Origin of the sequence: Planotetraspora sp. A-T 1434 (assembly GCF_025420585.1) — a bacterium.
Lineage (GTDB): Bacteria > Actinomycetota > Actinomycetes > Streptosporangiales > Streptosporangiaceae > JAOEGB01.
This window is the reverse complement of record NZ_JAOEGB010000007.1, coordinates 197,681-213,721: the sequence shown is the minus strand read 5'-3', so window position 1 is coordinate 213,721 and position 16,041 is coordinate 197,681. Positions and strand designations below refer to the sequence as shown.

15 protein-coding genes and 1 tRNA gene are annotated in these 16,041 nt (G+C 69.4%); 8 read left to right on the top strand and 8 right to left on the bottom strand.

All coding sequences use genetic code 11. From position 1 onward, the window contains the following. Positions 1-200: 200 nt before the first annotated feature. A complete protein-coding gene (locus N5079_RS11850) occupies positions 201-848 on the bottom strand; it encodes a class II aldolase/adducin family protein (RefSeq protein ID WP_261583684.1) in 648 nt (215 codons plus the stop codon). Positions 849-1,134: 286 nt separating this feature from the next. Here N5079_RS11850 and ngcE point away from each other — a divergent pair, with 286 nt between their 5' ends. The 4 genes from ngcE (at position 1,135) to N5079_RS11830 (ending at position 4,761) form a co-directional block, all read left to right on the top strand. Then, positions 1,135-2,583, top strand: coding sequence for an N-acetylglucosamine/diacetylchitobiose ABC transporter substrate-binding protein (gene ngcE / locus N5079_RS11845; protein WP_261583683.1), 1,449 nt, complete (start codon positions 1,135-1,137; stop codon positions 2,581-2,583). Positions 2,584-2,587: 4 nt separating this feature from the next. After that, the gene (locus N5079_RS11840; RefSeq protein ID WP_261583682.1) at positions 2,588-3,523 is read left to right on the top strand and encodes a carbohydrate ABC transporter permease; all 936 of its coding nucleotides are present in this window, start codon (positions 2,588-2,590) and stop codon (positions 3,521-3,523) included. A 2-nt stretch (positions 3,524-3,525) separates the two neighbouring features. Then, the gene (locus N5079_RS11835) at positions 3,526-4,428 is read left to right on the top strand and encodes a carbohydrate ABC transporter permease (RefSeq protein WP_261583681.1); all 903 of its coding nucleotides are present in this window, start codon (positions 3,526-3,528) and stop codon (positions 4,426-4,428) included. 63 nt (positions 4,429-4,491) lie between these two features. Beyond that, positions 4,492-4,761, top strand: coding sequence for a 4a-hydroxytetrahydrobiopterin dehydratase (locus tag N5079_RS11830; RefSeq protein ID WP_261583680.1), 270 nt, complete (start codon positions 4,492-4,494; stop codon positions 4,759-4,761). 8 nt (positions 4,762-4,769) lie between these two features. Here the strand turns inward: N5079_RS11830 and N5079_RS11825 are convergent, their stop codons facing one another. Further along, entirely contained in the window at positions 4,770-5,612 is an 843-nt protein-coding gene (locus N5079_RS11825) for a spermidine synthase (protein ID WP_261583679.1), read from the bottom strand. Between the two features lie 63 nt (positions 5,613-5,675). Here N5079_RS11825 and N5079_RS11820 point away from each other — a divergent pair, with 63 nt between their 5' ends. From N5079_RS11820 to lat, 4 genes are all read left to right on the top strand, one after another. Continuing rightward, positions 5,676-7,331 (top strand): penicillin-binding transpeptidase domain-containing protein, encoded by a 1,656-nt coding sequence (locus tag N5079_RS11820; protein WP_261583678.1) that lies wholly within the window; start codon positions 5,676-5,678, stop codon positions 7,329-7,331. 239 nt (positions 7,332-7,570) lie between these two features. Next, entirely contained in the window at positions 7,571-8,245 is a 675-nt protein-coding gene (trhA, locus tag N5079_RS11815; protein ID WP_261583677.1) for a PAQR family membrane homeostasis protein TrhA, read from the top strand. 40 nt (positions 8,246-8,285) lie between these two features. Then, a complete protein-coding gene (locus N5079_RS11810) occupies positions 8,286-8,864 on the top strand; it encodes an HdeD family acid-resistance protein (RefSeq protein ID WP_261583676.1) in 579 nt (192 codons plus the stop codon). 96 nt (positions 8,865-8,960) lie between these two features. Then, positions 8,961-10,247 (top strand): L-lysine 6-transaminase, encoded by a 1,287-nt coding sequence (lat, locus tag N5079_RS11805; RefSeq protein WP_261583675.1) that lies wholly within the window; start codon positions 8,961-8,963, stop codon positions 10,245-10,247. Positions 10,248-10,308: 61 nt separating this feature from the next. Here lat and N5079_RS11800 read toward each other — a convergent pair whose 3' ends face one another. The 6 genes from N5079_RS11800 to N5079_RS11775 all read right to left on the bottom strand — a co-directional run bounded on the left by N5079_RS11800 (position 10,309) and on the right by N5079_RS11775 (position 15,816). Beyond that, the gene (locus N5079_RS11800) at positions 10,309-10,530 is read right to left on the bottom strand and encodes a helix-turn-helix domain-containing protein (RefSeq protein ID WP_261583674.1); all 222 of its coding nucleotides are present in this window, start codon (positions 10,528-10,530) and stop codon (positions 10,309-10,311) included. Positions 10,531-10,735: 205 nt separating this feature from the next. Continuing rightward, a tRNA-His gene (locus tag N5079_RS11795) sits at positions 10,736-10,811 on the bottom strand. Positions 10,812-10,883: 72 nt separating this feature from the next. Beyond that, positions 10,884-11,480 (bottom strand): oligoribonuclease, encoded by a 597-nt coding sequence (orn, locus tag N5079_RS11790; protein ID WP_261583673.1) that lies wholly within the window; start codon positions 11,478-11,480, stop codon positions 10,884-10,886. Between the two features lie 21 nt (positions 11,481-11,501). Continuing rightward, the gene (locus tag N5079_RS11785) at positions 11,502-12,776 is read right to left on the bottom strand and encodes a DUF2510 domain-containing protein (RefSeq protein WP_261583672.1); all 1,275 of its coding nucleotides are present in this window, start codon (positions 12,774-12,776) and stop codon (positions 11,502-11,504) included. Between the two features lie 19 nt (positions 12,777-12,795). Continuing rightward, on the bottom strand, positions 12,796-14,205 hold the full coding sequence (locus N5079_RS11780) for a hypothetical protein (RefSeq protein WP_261583671.1): 1,410 nt from the start codon (positions 14,203-14,205) through the stop codon (positions 12,796-12,798). Next, entirely contained in the window at positions 14,206-15,816 is a 1,611-nt protein-coding gene (locus N5079_RS11775; RefSeq protein WP_261583670.1) for a serine/threonine-protein kinase, read from the bottom strand. Positions 15,817-16,041 lie beyond the last annotated feature (225 nt).

Genomic DNA, 16,041 nt, shown 5'->3' with positions numbered 1-16,041 from the left:
GATTTAACGGCTCGGCTCGCCGTGGCCTTCTGTTCGCATGATCACGTAGAGGATGGCCGCAGGTCGACAGGCGTGCGGAGGAATTCGCGCATGATCACGCGAAGGGTTTTCGCAGGTCATCTGGGTTACGCAGGAATCTGTGCATGATCACGGCGAGGGGTGGGGCGGGTCAGTGGGCGGGTGCGGGAACCTATGCATGATCACGCGAAAGGGGGGCGGCGGGGGTGTTCTGGTGGGGTGAAGGCCCGGGTGATGACGTCGGCCAGCTGGGCCTCGGTCAGCACGGCCGGCGTTCCCACGCCGAGGGCCCGGACATAGACCTCGCAGAGCCACTCCAGCAGCCGGGTGGCCTCGAACGCCTTCTCCAGGCTCGTCCCGATCGTGATGCCGCCGTGGTTGGCCATCAGCGCGGCCTGCTTCCCCGTCAGCGCCTCCCGGACGGCGGCGGCCAGCTCGGGCGTGCCGTACGTGGCGTACGCGGCCACGCGGACGGCGCCGCCGAGCAGCAGGGAGTTGTAGTGGATCGGCGGCAGCTCCGTCATGGTGGAGGCGACCACGGTCGCGAAGACGGAGTGGGTGTGGACCACGGCCTGGGCCCCGGTCGCGGCGTACACGGCAAGGTGCGTCGGGGTCTCCGACGACGGCGCCAGGTCGCCCTCGACGATGAAGCCCTCGAGGTCCAGGACGGGGCAGTCCTCCGGCCTGAGCCGGTCGAGCGGCACGCCGGAGGGCGTCACAGCGACCAGGTCGCCGTCCCTCGCGCTGAGGTTTCCCGAGGTCCCGATGACGAGGCCGAGATCCGCGGCACGCCTGCCGTACTCGCACAGTTGCCGGCGCAGCTCCTCCATGCGGGCGAATCTAGACGATCGCCCGAAATAACTCCAGTCTGGTCTATACCAGCAAGTCGAGGGCCGAGTCATGGCCGCCTCCAATGACAGGGTCATCCCATCTTTAACTAGGTCTTTAACCTGGACAAACATCGATATATCCTCTGATCGCTGGCGCGGATTCATCCCAGTCGGGTTACGGGTTGGTCTAGACCGACCGGAGCATCTTGACGCCCTCCTGGGCAGGCCGTACGTTCCACCAAACGTTTAGGAAACTTTCCTAATTGACCCCGCCACAGGAGAGTTGATGACCAACACCCCCCGGGAGATCACGCGCCGTCAGATGATGCGCCGCGTCGGCCTCACCGCGCTCGTCGCCGGCCCCGCCGCCGGTTTCCTTAGCTCGTGTGCCACCTCGGGTGGCGACTCGTCGACTCCGTCCGCCGCGCCCACCAGCGCTGCCGCGACTTCGGCCAGCAACCCGTTCGGCGTCAAGGCCGACGCGCCCCTCGAGGTTGTGATCTTCAAGGGTGGTTACAGCGACGAGTACGCGACCCAGTCGCACGAGCCGCTGTACAAGAAGGAGTTCCCCCAGGCGACGATCAAGCACCAGGGCATCCAGACGATCAGCCAGACCCTGACGCCGCGGTTCGCCAGCAACGACGCGCCCGACGTCGTCAACAACTCCGGCACCGACAACCTGGACGGCGGCGCGCTGATCGGCGCGGGCCAGCTGCTGGACCTGACGCCGCTGTTCGAGGCCCCCTCGATCGACGACCCGAGCAAGAAGGTCAAGGACACCATCGTCCCGGGCACCATCGAGTCCGGCTTCGGTGGCGACCCGGCCAAGCCGTACACGCTGAACTACGTCTACACGGCCTACGGCCTCTGGTATGACGCGAAGCTGTTCGAGAAGAACGGCTGGACCCCGCCGAAGACCTTCGACGAGTTCAAGACCTTCGCCGAGGCCGCCAAGGCCAAGGGCATCACCCCGTTCGCGTACGCCGGCAAGAACGCGTCGTACTACGCGTACTGGATGATCCTGATCTCCGCTGCCAAGATCGGCGGCAACCAGGTCCTGATCGACATCGACAACCTCGTCGACAACGCCTGGAAGAACGACGCGGTGAAGCAGGCCGCCGCCGCCTGGGCGGAGATCGGCAAGTACATGGACAAGTCCTTCGAGGGCCTGATCCACACCGAGGTCCAGACCAAGCAGAACCAGGGCAAGATCGCCCTCTACCCGTCCGGCTCGTGGCTGGAGTCGGAGCAGGCCAAGGACACCCCGGCCGGCTTCGAGTACGCCCTCGCACCGACCCCCTCCGTGTCCGCGAGCGACAAGCTGCCGTACGAGGCGATCCGCGCCGCCGCCGGTGAGCCCTTCGTCGTCCCGTCCAAGGGCAAGAACCCGCAGGGCGGCCTGGAGTACCTCCGCATCATGCTGTCGAAGGAGGCCGCCAAGGCCTTCACCGAGAAGACCAAGAGCCTCACGGTCGTCCTCGACTCCACCGAGGGCCTGACGCTGTCGCCCGGCCTCACCAGCGTCGCCGCCGCGCAGAAGGCCGCCGGCGCCAACGTGGTGACCTACAACCTGTTCGAGACCTGGTACAAGGAGCTCGAGACCGAGCTGCGCAAGCAGACCAACGCTCTCATGTTCGGCCGGATCAGCGCCGACGAGTTCGCCGACAAGATGCAGAAGGCGGCGGACAAGACGAAGGCCGACTCCTCCATCAACAAGCAGAGCCGGAGCGTGTGATCCAATGCGGCATGGCAGGCTGTCGCCGGCGGTGCTGAGGAAGTACGGCTTCATCGCCTCCTTCCTCGCGGTGCCGCTGATCCTCTACGGGTACTTCGTGGTCGCGCAGTACATTCAGGCGTTCCAGATCTCGTTGACCAACTCGAGAGGCATCTCGCCCAACTTCAAGTACGTCGGGCTGGAGAACTTCACCGGCCTGTTCGACAACGACGTCTTCTGGGCGGCGGTCCGGCACCACGGGCTGATCCTGCTTGCCATGCCGCTGGCCACCATCGCCATCGCGCTCTTCTTCTCCTTCCTGCTCAACCTGGGCGGCGGCCAGAAGAACGGGCGGATGGCCGGTGTGCCCGGCTCGGGCTTCTACAAGGTCGTCTTCTTCTTCCCGCAGGTCCTGGCCGTCGCCATCGTCGGCGTGTTGTTCCAGGCGATCCTGCGGCCGGACGGGAGCGGCGTCATCAACAGCGCCCTCCACGCGGTGGGCGTCGATCCCGTGGGCTGGCTGGTCGAGCCCAACCTGGCCCTGTGGACGATCATCGGCGTCATGGTCTGGCAGGCGGTCGGCTTCTACGTCGTCCTGTTCTCGGCGGGCATGTCGTCGATTCCCAAGGACGTCTTCGAGGCCGCCGCGCTCGACGGCGCCGGCCGGTTCACGCTGTTCTTCCGGATCACCCTGCCGCTCCTGTGGGACACCCTGCAGGTCGGCTGGGTCTACCTGGGCATCGCCGCCTTCGACGGCTTCGCCCTGGTCCAGGTGTTGTCGGTGGACCGCGGGGGCCCCGACAACGCCACGACCGTGCTCCCTCTGGAGATCTGGCGCACGGCCTTCACCTACTCGAAGTACGGCGTCGCGTCCGCGTGGGGCGTCGCGCTCTTCTTCATGACCCTGACGTTCGCGGTGCTCACCCTCCGGGTGACCCGGCGCGAGAGGATCGAGTTCTAGCCATGGCGACCGACGTGATGCCCGTGGCCTCAAGCGAGACCTCGACCCGCCCGAAGCCGCGCCGCACCGGCGGCGGGAACGTCTTCGGGGGGCTCTCCCACGTGGCGCTGGTGATCTGGTCGATCCTGGTGATCTACCCGATCGTCTGGACGTTCCTGGGGGCCTTCAAGACCAACACCGAACTCTTCGGCGACAACCCGCTGGCGCTGCCGCAGCACTTCGGGTGGGACGCCTGGGGCCGGGCGTGGGCGAAGGCCCACATCGGGCTTTACATGGTGAACACCATCAAGGTCGTGGCGATCTCCACGTTCCTCACGATGCTGTTCGGGTCGATGGCCGCCTACGTGCTGGCGAGGTACACGTTCCGTGGCAACCGGCTGATCTATCTGCTGTTCGTCTCCGGCCTGTCGTTCCCAGTGTTCCTCGCCCTCGCCCCGCTGTGGCTGACGATGAAGAACCTCGGCCTGCTCGGCACGCACACCGGCGTGATCCTCGTCTACGTGGCGTACTCGTTGCCGTTCACGGTCTTCTTCCTCACCGCGTTCTTCAAAACGCTGCCGACCTCGGTCGGCGAGGCCGCGATGATGGACGGCTGCTCGCACACCCGCACGTTCTTCCAGATCATGCTGCCGATGGCCAAGCCCGGCCTGATCAGCATCACGATCTTCAACGTGCTGGGCCAGTGGAACCAGTACCTTCTGCCGATCGTGCTGCTGCCCGGTGACGCCGAGGACAAGTGGCTGATCACACAGGGCATCGCGAACATCTCGACCAGCGCCGGCTACGAGGCCGACTGGGCCGGGCTGTTCGCCGCCCTCAGCATGGCGATCATCCCGGTGCTGATCGTCTACGTCATCTTCCAGCGCCAGATCCAGTCCGGCCTGACCACGGGAGCCCTCAAGTAACCCGGCTCGATAACTGGGCCCGCCTTATGGCGAAGCCTCCGCCTTTCGTGATGTCCTGAGGATATGCACGAGCCTTCAAAGTGGGCTTCCGAGTGGCGCCGCGACGGGGACACCATCCGCCGGACCGTGGCCGCCCCCGACTTCCGTACGGCTATCGCGATCGTCAACGACATCGCCGAGCAGGCCGAGGCGCTGAACCACCACCCCGACATCGACATCCGCTGGCGGACCCTGCACCTGGCGCTCACCACGCACGACGCGGGCGGCCTCACCGACCTGGACTACAAGCTGGCGGCCCGCATCGACGCCATCGTGGCCGACCACCAGGCGTAGCCGCTCGGTCAGCTGAAAAGTGCCGGGGGCGGGACGGGGGAGAGGACCGCGTCGCCGTCCCTGATGGGCGCCGCTCCGGCGACGAACTTCACCAGGTCCTCGTCCGACACGCACCTCGCCTGGGTGAGACCGCCCGCGGCCTTTCTCGTCAGCGGGCCCACCGGCAGCTCCGCCGGTGAGGCGGCGACGATCAGGTTGCCGAAGCGGCGGCTCCGCAGGACGCCCGGCTCGCCCAGCAGGGCGACGTGCCGGAAGGCCCCCGCGACGGTGGAGAGGAGGCGCCTGGCGAAGGGCAGGCCCCTCCCGTCCGCCACATTGATCAGGAGCGTTCCGGTGGGCCGCAGGATCCGGGCGATCTCCGCCATGTACTCCGCCGTGGCCAGCTCCACCGGCATCGTGGCGCCGGAGAAGGCGTCCAGCACGAAGAGGTCGGCCGACTCGTCCGCCAGCCCGGCCGCGGCCGTACGGCCGTCGAGGACGCGGACCTTCAGCCGGGGGACGGACTTGAGCCGGAGTTGGTCGCGCACGAGCTGCACCAGCCCCGCGTCGGGCTCGACGACGATGTGCCGGGAGCCCGGCCGCTTGGCGGAGATGTAGCGCGGGATCGTGCAGGCGCCGCCGCCGACGTGCACGGCGTCGAGCGGACCGTCGGGCAGGCAGTCGATGACGAGGGCGGCGAGCTGCACGTAGGAGAACTCGAGGTAGGTCGGGTCGGCCAGGTCGACATAGGACTGGGGGACGCCCTCCACGCTCAGCATCCACCCGGCCGGCCGGTCGAGGTCTCTCAGGAGCTCCACCTCTCCGGAGGTCACAGGGTAGCGGCCCGGCACCGGCTGTCTCTCCTTTGGCACCCTTGAGTCTCCTTTGGCGTGATATAAGGCACTCGTACCCTCCACGAGAGGTCCAGCCCCCCGATGACAAACCGTATGCGCAAGCGGGCTCTACTCGCGCTCATGACGGTCGCGGCCACGATCTTCCTCTCCGGGGTGCTCGGCCTCATCGTGTCCGGGAGGCAGACCCCGGCCGCCGTGCCGTTCGAGGCCACGCCCTCCGCGCCCTCCGCCGCGCCGGCGGCCACGCCGACGAGGACGCTGACGCTGCGCGTCGAGGGCTCGCCGGAGGAGACCGCCGCGAGCTACCTACGGGCATGGGCGGCCGGCGACTACGAGAGCATGCGGGAGATGACCGACGAGCCGCCCGCGGACTTCGTCGACCAGCACCGGGAGTTCGAGGAGGCCCTGGACGCCGAGTCCGTACGGCTGACGCCGGGCCAGGCCGTGAAGACCGGGGACGAGACGGCCGACGTTCCCTTCACGGAATCTCGGGATATGAAGGGCCACGGTCCCTGGGCGTTCGACTCCATGCTGCATCTCGCCGTGCGGGATCTCACCTGGAAGGTCGTCTGGAGTCCCTCCGTCCTGCATCCCAGCCTGGCCGAGGGCGGCCACATCGTCAGGTCCACGCCCACCGCTCCTCCCTCACGTCTCGTCACCCGCGAGGGACGCGAGTTCCCCGAGGCGAACGACGCCGAGCCGTACCTCGCGAGCCTCAACCGGAAACTGCCGCCGCCGGAGGCGGGCACGCCCGTCGGGTGGGCGATCGTGGTCGCGAACCCCGGCCAGCCCGAGGTCCCGCTTCTCGACCACGCCGTCGAGCCGCCGAAGGGGGTCAGGACGACGATCGAGTGGCCGGTGCAGGCGTCGGCGGCGCGGGCGCTGGACGGCGTTCAGAACCCCGCTGCGGTCGTGGCGGTGCGGCCGTCGACCGGCGAGATCGTCGCCGTGGCCGACCGCCTGGGCGACCGCAAGGCGTTCGAGCAGAAGTACGCCCCCGGCTCGACGTTCAAGACGATCACCGCGGCGGCGCTGCTCAACGCCGGGATGTCCCCCGACACCTCCGTAGAGTGCCCCGCGACCTACACCATCCCGAACGGCCGGGGAATCGACAACTTCCGGGGCGAGGACCACGGCACCATCTCCCTGCGCGAGGCCTACGCGCTGTCCTGCAACACCACGTTCGCCCGGCTGGCGGTGGAGCGGCTGAACCCGGACGTCCTCGTCGACGAGGCCAGGGCGTTCGGGTTCGGCGTGCCCCTGGCGACCGGCGCGGGAGGCACCTGCGGCAGCCTGACCCGGCCGGAGAACAACGACGGGCTCGCCGAGGACTCGTTCGGCCAGGGGACGGTCGAGGCGACCCCGCTGTGCATGGCGCTGGTCGCGGCCGCCGTCGAGAGCGGCGTCTGGCGGCCTCCCCACCTAATGCCGGCCGGTGCGGGTGACGTGCCTGGCGACGATCCGCAGCCCGAGAGCGTGACGCTGCCCCAGGGAGTGGCGGACGGGCTGCGCGGACTGATGAGCGCGGTGACCACCGAAGGCACGGCGGCCGGGGCGGGGCTGCCGGATGGGGTCTCCGGCAAGACCGGCACCGCCGAGGACTGGCAGCACGGGGCCGACCACGCCTGGTTCATCGGCTACCGGGGCGATCTCGCGTTCGCCGTGTTCGTCGAGCACGGAGGGACCGGACGCAACGCCGCCGTCCCCATCGCCGCCCGCTTCCTCCGCGCTCTGTAACGACGGCTGTGTTTGATTGCGCTCGCTCCGCTCGCGCGGGCTCCGGGCGCCCTTGAGGCCGTGAGGTCGTGCCGGAGGCGCGCAATAAGCTCTTCCCTCGTCGCTCGGAAGTCGCTCGTTCCTCGCTCCCCACTCGACTCCTCAGTCCAGACACGGCCGCGCCCCTCGCACACGGGTTGGCCTCAGAAGAGCAACCGGCCGCAACCTACGGTTGCGTAACTTACGGTATCGTAGGTTGCATGACGACGTTCACTGTGGAGCGGATGGCCGTGGAGCGGGTCACCAAGCCGAAGCTCCGTGGATGGTTACACGCGGGCGCGGTGCCCGCGACACTGCTGGGCGGGTTCCTGCTGGTGGCGCTCGGGCCGACCCTGCAGGCCCGGCTCGCCTCTGTGGTCTACGCGATCACCTCCGGTCTCCTCTTCGGCGTCTCGGCGGCCTACCACCGCGGCAGGCTGTCGCCGCGGGTCGCCGAAGTGCTGCGCCGTCTCGACCACGCCAACATCTACCTCGTGATCGCGGGCACCTACACGCCGTTCGCGGTGCTCGCGCTGGACGGGATCGCCCGGGTGGCGGTGCTGTCGGTCATCTGGACCGGCGCGCTCGCCGGGGTGCTGTTCCGGGTGCTGTGGCTGCGCGCGCCGCGCTGGCTCTACACCGCTCTCTACCTCGGCCTCGGCTGGACCGCCGTGTTCGTCATGCCGCAGCTCTTCTCGGGCGCCGGTCTGGCCGCCGGGATCCTCGTCCTCGTGGGCGGCCTGCTGTACAGCGCGGGAGCCGTCGTGTACGGCCTGCGCCGCCCGGACCCCTCGCCCCGGTGGTTCGGCTTCCACGAGGTCTTCCACGCGTTCACGCTGGCCGCCTACGTCGTCCAGTACGTCGCCGTGTCCCTGGTCGTGTACGCCGCCGCCTGAGCGGAAATAACCATCTTCCATAACGGGAGGAAGTGGGCCGATGAGGGAACTACTTTCCAGCAACTGGTGGCTCCTGGCCCTCAGGGGAGCGCTGGCGATCCTGTTCGGGATCGTCGCCCTCGTCTGGCCCGGGATCACGCTCCTGGCACTGGTGATCCTTTTCGGCGCCTATGCCATCGTGAACGGCGTCTTCGAGCTCGCCCATGCGATCCGCGGCACCACCGGCCAGTCACGGGGCTGGCTCGTCTTCTCGGGCGTCATCAGCATCATCGCGGGCATCCTGGCGTTCGTCTGGCCCGGGATCACCACACTGGCGCTGCTGTTCGTGATCGCCGCCTGGTTCGTCGTGACCGGGATCTTCGAGATCGCCGGTGCGATCGCCATGCGCAGGCAGATCGAGGGGGAATGGCTGCTGGTCCTCAGCGGGGCGGTCTTGGTCGTCTTCGGCGTCCTGCTGTTCATCTGGCCGGCCTCCGGCGCCCTGGCGCTCGTCTGGCTGATCGGCGTGTCCGCCATCGTCTTCGGCGTCTCCCTGTTGATCCTGGCCTTCCGCGTCCGAGGTCTGGGCGGCTCCGCCTACGCGGGTGGGCGGCATGAGGGGCCTGCCCCGGCGGTCTGAAAAATGTCCTTCGCTAGACACATTCCAGCGGAAAGTATTCACAACGAATGCCGTCTGTGAGGGAATCATGTTGTTCCCGGCGTTATCGGAGGCGACATGGACCCCAGCGCTGTGCACGACGGCCTCGCCCGGCATCTCCTCGTCGACGGCTTCCGGCTGGTGCTCGATCTCGACAGGAGCTCCGGCTCCTGGCTGGTCGACGTCCGGGACGGCAGGAGATACCTGGACTTCTACACGTTCTTCGGCTCGTCCCCGCTGGGGATGAACCCCTTCGCCGACGATCCCGAGTTCATGGCCCTGCTCGGCCGGGTGGCGGCCAACAAACCCGCCAACTCCGACATCTACACCGTCCACCTGGCCGAGTTCGTCGAGACCTTCCGGCGGGTCCTGGGCGACCCGGAGTTGCCGCACCTGTTCTTCGTCGAGGGCGGCGCGCTCGCCGTGGAGAACGCGCTCAAGTGCGCCTTCGACTGGAAGAGCCGGTGGAACGAGGCCAACGGCCGCCATCCGGGCCTCGGCACCAAGGTTCTCCACCTCACCCGCGCCTTCCACGGCCGCAGCGGCTACACCCTCTCACTGACCAACACGGACCCCGTGAAGACCGACCGGTTCCCCAAGTTCGGCTGGCCCAGGATCGACGTCCCCGCCGTCCACTTCGGCGACGTGGAGCAGGCCGAGGAGCGCGCCCTGGCCCAGGCTCGCGAGGCGTTCGGCCGGTTCCGCCACGACATCGCCTGCTTCATCGCCGAGCCCATCCAGGGGGAGGGCGGCGACAACCACATGCGCCCCGAGTTTCTCCAGGCCATGCAGGCGCTCTGTCACGAGCACGAGGCCCTGTTCGTCATGGACGAGGTGCAGACCGGGGTCGGCATCACCGGCACGCCCTGGGCCCACCAGCAGCTCGGCCTGGCGCCCGACATCGTGGCCTTCGCCAAGAAGGTGCAGGTGGGCGGCATCATGGCGGGCCGCAGGGTGGACCTGGTGCCCGACAACGTCTTCACGGTCAGCGGCCGGATCAACTCCACGTGGGGCGGCGGCCTGGTCGACATGGTCCGCGCCCGCCGCATGCTGGAGATCATCGAGCGGGACGAGCTGATCCCCAGAGCCGCGATCCTGGGGGAGAAGCTGCTGGGCGCCCTCCGGGCGCTGGAGGCCGAGGGCCTCGTGTGTAACGCCAGGGGCCGGGGGCTGATGTGCGCCTTCGACGTCCCGGACCAGTCCTGGCTGGTCTCCCGGCTCCGCGAGGAGCATGGCGTTCTCGTTCTGCCCTGCGGGGAGCGGTCCGTACGGCTGCGCCCGGCCCTGTCCGTGCAGCCGGAGGAGTTGGAGCACGGCGTGGCCGGTCTGCGTCAGGCCCTGGCCGGTGTGCTCGCCACTCCCTGACCCCGGTGCGGTGACCACCGGGACGAGGAGCGGATCTGCGGGTGGGACCCAGGGGGTTTCCCTAGGTGCCCGGGTCGGCTCCGCCGAGCCAGCGGCCGATCGCGGTGACGCGCGATTCGACGCCGAGCTTGGCGTAGATGCGGTTGACGTGGTTTTTGACGGTCTTCTCACTCAGGAACAGACGCTGGGCGATCTCGCCATTGGAGTGACCTGTCGCGATCAGCTCCATGACTTCGGTCTCCCGTTTGCTCAGCCCCATTCCAGTGCGTTCGTCGACTCTCATCCGGCCTCCGTCGAAGAGTCAAAGATCGCCGAGGCCCCCGCGCATCCGGCGTAGCGGTTGTCAGCGAGCATAACCCGCAATATCAACCTTTGGGGGCAATGTGGGCTGACTTGCTTGCGTCAGCACCATGATTTGCCCGCAAAATCCGCAACAAGCAGGGCCGCAACCAGAAACGGCCGGTCCGAATGGACCGGCCGTCGCCGCTTGGGGTGAGTGATGGGACTTGAACCCACGACATCCAGGACCACAACCTGGCGCTCTGCCAGCTGAGCTACACCCACCATGTCCGCCGCTTGAAGCGGCGTACGAAAGAAGTGTAGCGGCATTCGGGAGGTGTCCGCTCCACCCTGCCGTCAGGATCCGGAGATCGCTTCGGCGACTTCCCGGGCGGTCGCCGAGTCGGGGCCCGGCTGGGGCACGAAGACGGCGGCCCGGTAGTAGCGGAGCTCCCGGATGCTCTCGGTGATGTCGGCCAGGGCCCGGTGGCCGCCCTGCTTCTCGGGGGAGGCGAAGTAGACCCGCGGATACCACCGGCGGGCCAGCTCCTTGATCGAGGAGACGTCGATCATGCGGTAGTGCAGGAAGGCGTCCACGGCCGGCATGTCCCGAGCGAGGAACGAGCGGTCCGTCGCGATGGAGTTCCCGCACAGCGGGGCCTTCTTGGGCTCGGGCACGTGGGCGCGGATGTAGTCGAGCACGATGGACTCGGCCTCGGCGAGCGTCACCCCGCTCGCCAGCGCTCGCAGCAGCCCGGAGGCGGTGTGCATCTCGCGCACCACCTCGGACATCTGCGCCAGCGCCTCCGGCGGAGGTTTGATGACGACGTCCACACCCTCGTCCAGCTGGTTCAGCTCGCCGTCGGTCACCACACAGGCGACCTCGACGAGCGCATCACGGCCGAGGTCGAGCCCGGTCATCTCACAGTCGATCCAGACCAGCAGGTCAGTCATGCAACAAGCGTAGTAGGGCGGTCATCGCGCTTCGAGCGAGTCCAGCACCCGCTTCAGCACGGACTGGTCCAGATTGTCGGGGACGGAGATGTAGAGCAGAGCGGGACGCTGCCCCTGACCCAGGTCAACCAGGACGAACGCCCCCTTCTCGGTCTTCCACTTCCAGTGGTTGGCCTTCGACTGCTTCGAGAAGTCCATCTCGAACTCGACCAGCCACGCCTGGTGGCCGCTGACCTTGATCGCCTGGTTGCGCAGGACCTTGCGCTCGTGCGGGGGCGAGTAGAACACCGGCTCGTAGTTCACCAGCAGCGCGCCCGTGAGGTTGCGCAGGTCCTGCGGCCCGCCGTACGGCACGACCTGCGGGAGCTTCCCGGCGAAGACCGAGCCCACCCAGTCGCCGTTCTTGCCGTCGTAGTTCTGCTGGGAGATGGCCGTGTAGCCGCTGGTCCACACGGGCAGCTCGGCGGGCTGGCGCGGGTTGTAGACCTCGGTCGCCTTGGGGACGATCCATGGGTCGCCCGGGAAGGCGTAGGAGAGCCCGGCCGAGGTGTCGGTGATGCGGCCGTCCGACGGCTGGGGAAGCTCCTGCAGCGGGGGTGGGGAGGGCTCGGGGCTCGGCTCGGGCGGGACGGTGGAGTCCAGCGGAGGCGTGGGGGCGACCGTGTCGGGACTGGCGATCGTGGTGCTCGCGCGGTTGTGCACAAGGAACACCGCCCCGCCGATCACCAGGGCGATCGCCACCACGACCGCCACGCCCCCGGCGACCCACGCCCAGACCGGCGTGGGCCGGGGCGGCTGCGCCCCGAAGTCCGGCATGGGGAACTGGGCCGTGTTGCCCGGATACGCCCCCTGTCCCGGGTAGCCCGCGGGACCGGGGTAACCGCCCTGACCGGGGTAACCCCCCTGTCCCGGGTACGCGCTCTGTCCCGGGTACGCGCCCTGCCCGGGATGACCCCACGGGAGCCGGCCCTCCGCCGGCTGCCCGGCCTGCGGCGGGAAGTGCGGCGGGAACTGCGGAGCGGCGTTCGGCCCGGTCTGCGGCCCCGTCCGCGGGTCCGTGTTCTGGGACGGCGGTTGCTCAAGCGGTTGCTCGATGGGTTGCCCAGTGTCCTGCTGAAGGGGCTGCGCAGTGTCCTGCTGAAGGGCCTGCTGAAGGGGCTGCTGGCCGGGCTGCGGCGGCTGCTGGGAGGGCGCCTCGCGCGGGTGCGTCGCGTCGGTCCACTGGGAGCCGTCCCACCAACGCAGTAGCGGGGAGCCGTACGGGTCGGGGTACCAGCCCGCAGGGGTCGTCGTCATGCGGGCCACATTAGTGAAATCAGCATTCATACGAGAAACTCGCTTTGTCCTGTATTGGCTGCCCTGTGGTAGTCGGGGACAGGACGCGCAGGGTGGCCGTGCCCTTGAAGGCCCCCTGCCCGGTCACATGCCAATGCAGCGGAAGATCCACCGACGTGGTGCCGGAGCGCACGATCTGCTCCTGCTCGGGCAGCTTCTCCCCGTCGCTGCGGAGCCAGACGAAACGGATGGCCCCCGACCCGCCGTTGGTCGTCACAACCCCGGCGAAGTTGGCCGTGCCGTCGCAGCGCACCGTCTTCTTGGGGGCGCGGACGTCCACCTTCTCCACGGCGACGCCGAGGCCGGGCGACTGGCGCAGCCAAAGGATCACGACCGTGATCAGGATGGCGAGCAGCAGGGTCCCGGCCCAGGCCGTCTTCCGCCGCCGTCGCCGCGACCTCGGCCTGGGCCCGTCGACGCCCTCCTGCGCCTGCAGCGTCGCCATCTGGTCCCGCCCGGATCGCCAGATCTGCGCCGCGGTGGTCTCGGTCGGGACCCCCGGCCCGAAGCGCATCATCACGTCGTCACCCGCGGGCGGAGGCGCCGTACGGCCCGGGCCGCCTGAGGAGGCCACGCCTTCCGTCGGCACGTGCAGCAGCGTGACGATCTCGCCGGTGTCCGGCGTGGGGGGCGGGGGAGAGGTCCGCACGTCGGCGGCGGCCCAGACGTGGAGGGTCTCGACCAGCCGCTCCCGCGTCGTGAACCCGGCGGGAAGCACGTCGCGCCCGGCGAGGAGCGTGTCGCGGGCGGCGCCGAGGCCATCGGTGGACGCCGCGGTGGCGGCCCGGTCGAAGAGCGCCGCCGCGTCGCCGTGCGCCCAGTTCGCCGAGAGGCCCCGGGCGAGCGCCGCCCAGGCCGCGATGTCGCGCTGCGGGGACGCGGGCTCGCCCCGGAGCGCCTCCAGCAGGCCCCGCTCGGCCAGCATCGCCGACCCGTCCTCCCCGATCACCACGGTGCCGGGGTGCAGGGCGCCGTGGGCCAGCCCCGCGGCGTGCACGGCCAGCAGTGCCTGGGCCGTCTCCACGAGGATCGTGCCGACGCTGCCCGCGTCGGGCCGCCGGCCGTCCGGGGCCGTCGCGGAGCCGGCGAGCAGGTCGGCGACCGTGGGCATGGCCCTGCGAGTCGTGATCAGCCAGACCTCGCCGCGCGCCGTCACCAGGTCGGCCACGGGAAGGAGCGCGGACATCCCGCTGTGTGACAGCCGCCGGTCGGCGGTGACCGCGGCGACCAGCCGTTCGCGGGCCTCCGGCCCGGACACCGCACGCGTGTCGAACCGCAGGACCCCTGACAGCGCGCCCTCGGGGGAGACCGCGTCACTCCACGTGCCGACCTCGCTGACTCGGGTGCGGCCGGTGAGGCGGTGGCCCGCGATCGTCGCGCCGTCGTGCATCTACCGCCGCCTCCGATGCCTTCCGGTCATTCTGCGTACACCCAGTGTGGCGGGAACGAGACCAGTCGTCACCAGGCCGACCGCGAGAGCCCCCATCGGGACCGCCGACGGATCAGCCGTCGGATCAGCCGACGAGGACTCCGACGACGCGGGCGCCACCCCGGGCACCCGGCCGGTCGGGGTGGGGCTGGTGCTGGGCGGGTCCGTCGTCGGCGTGGGTGACGGCGACGGCGCCGGGGGCGGCGTCGGCGAGCTCGGCGGATCCCCCGGCAGATGGGCCGTGACGGTGGGGTCGGGATCCGGCTGCGACTTGGTCGGCTTGGGCGTCGGCTTCTTCGTCGGCTTCGGAGTGGGTTTCTTCGTGGGCTTCGGGGTGGGCTTGACCGGGGGCCGCACACCCGTCGTCGGCCTCGGGGTGACGCGGACGGTCGGGGTCGCGGTGGCGTGCGTGGCCTTCGGGGAGGGCGTGTCGCCGGGGTCGTCCGAGGGCGTGTCGTCGGGCGCGGCGGTCGCCGGGACGGCCGGGATGGACGCGGGCGGCGTCTCGACCGACGTGCCCGCCTGGAGCGTCGTCGTGCCGCTGCTCATGGAGCCGACCAGCGCCGCCGTCCCTCCGGCGATCACCGCCATGCCGACCAGGGTCAGGCCGATCTTCATGCCCGCCCTGCCGAGGAGACCGGCGCCCAGCTTCGTCTCGGCGAGCGAGGTGCCGACCTCGGGGGCCTCCTCGGTGAGCGGGAAGAACGGGAGCAGCAGGCCGGCGAGCGCGGCCAGCCGCCGCCGTCCCCGCTCCTCCCAGGCCGGGCCGTACGCCTCGGCCGCGACGGCCTCGAGCTCCTGGACGAACGCCTCGGCCGACTGCGGCCGCTCCGGCGCGTTCTTGGCCATGCCGCGCTCGATGAGGCCCCGCAGCGGGGGCGGCACCTCCTCCACGGGGGGAGGCGTGGTCTGGTGCTGCCGGGCGAGGGCGGCCATGTTCTGCGCCCGGAAGGGGCGGGTGCCGGTCAGGCACTCGAAGAAGACGACGGTCGCGGCGTAGACGTCGGTGGCCGGTCCGGCCGGAGCGCCCATCCACTGCTCGGGAGCCATGTACGGCGGCGTGCCGGACGCGCTCACGCCCTCTCCGGCGCGCGCGGCGATGCCGAAGTCGACGAGCTTGCTCCTGCCGTCGGCCTCGACCATGACGTTCTCGGGCTTGTAGTCGCGGTGGACCACGCCGATGGAATGGGCGGCCGCCAGGCCGAGCAGCGATCCCTTGAGCACGGCCAGCGCGGCCTCTGGGCCGGTCGGGCCCTCGGAGCGCAGCATCGCGCGCAGCGAGACGCCGTCGATCAGCTCCATGACGATGGCGGCGCCCTGGGGCGTCTCGTAGTACTCGTAGAACCGCGCGGCGTGCGGGTTCGGCTTCATCGCCGCGAGCAGCCGGGCCTCGTGCCGGAACCGGGCGACGAAGTGGAGGTCGGCCTGGAGCTCGTCGGAAAGGTACTTGATCGCCACCAGGATGTCGTTGGCGTCGTGCCGCGCGAGCACGACCTGGCCGGCGCCCCCCGTGCCAAGCTCGCGGATCTCGGTATAGCCGGGGACGCGCCAGGCGCCCGTCTGGCCGTACATACGGTCTCCTCATCGCCTGGGGCCCCCGCCATGACGAGACCGTAGCTTAGGTGACGACCAGCCCAGTGAGACGAAAAGTCATGAAATAGTCGTGGATCTCTGTCAGGCAAGGTCAAGTTGGTGCAAGCCAGGACATCGCACTGTATGACGGCCAAATGCGCTCTGTAACCACGTGTGCCTGTGTGCCGGTTCCACGCAGGCGTGTCTCATACGGGCGTGTCTGAT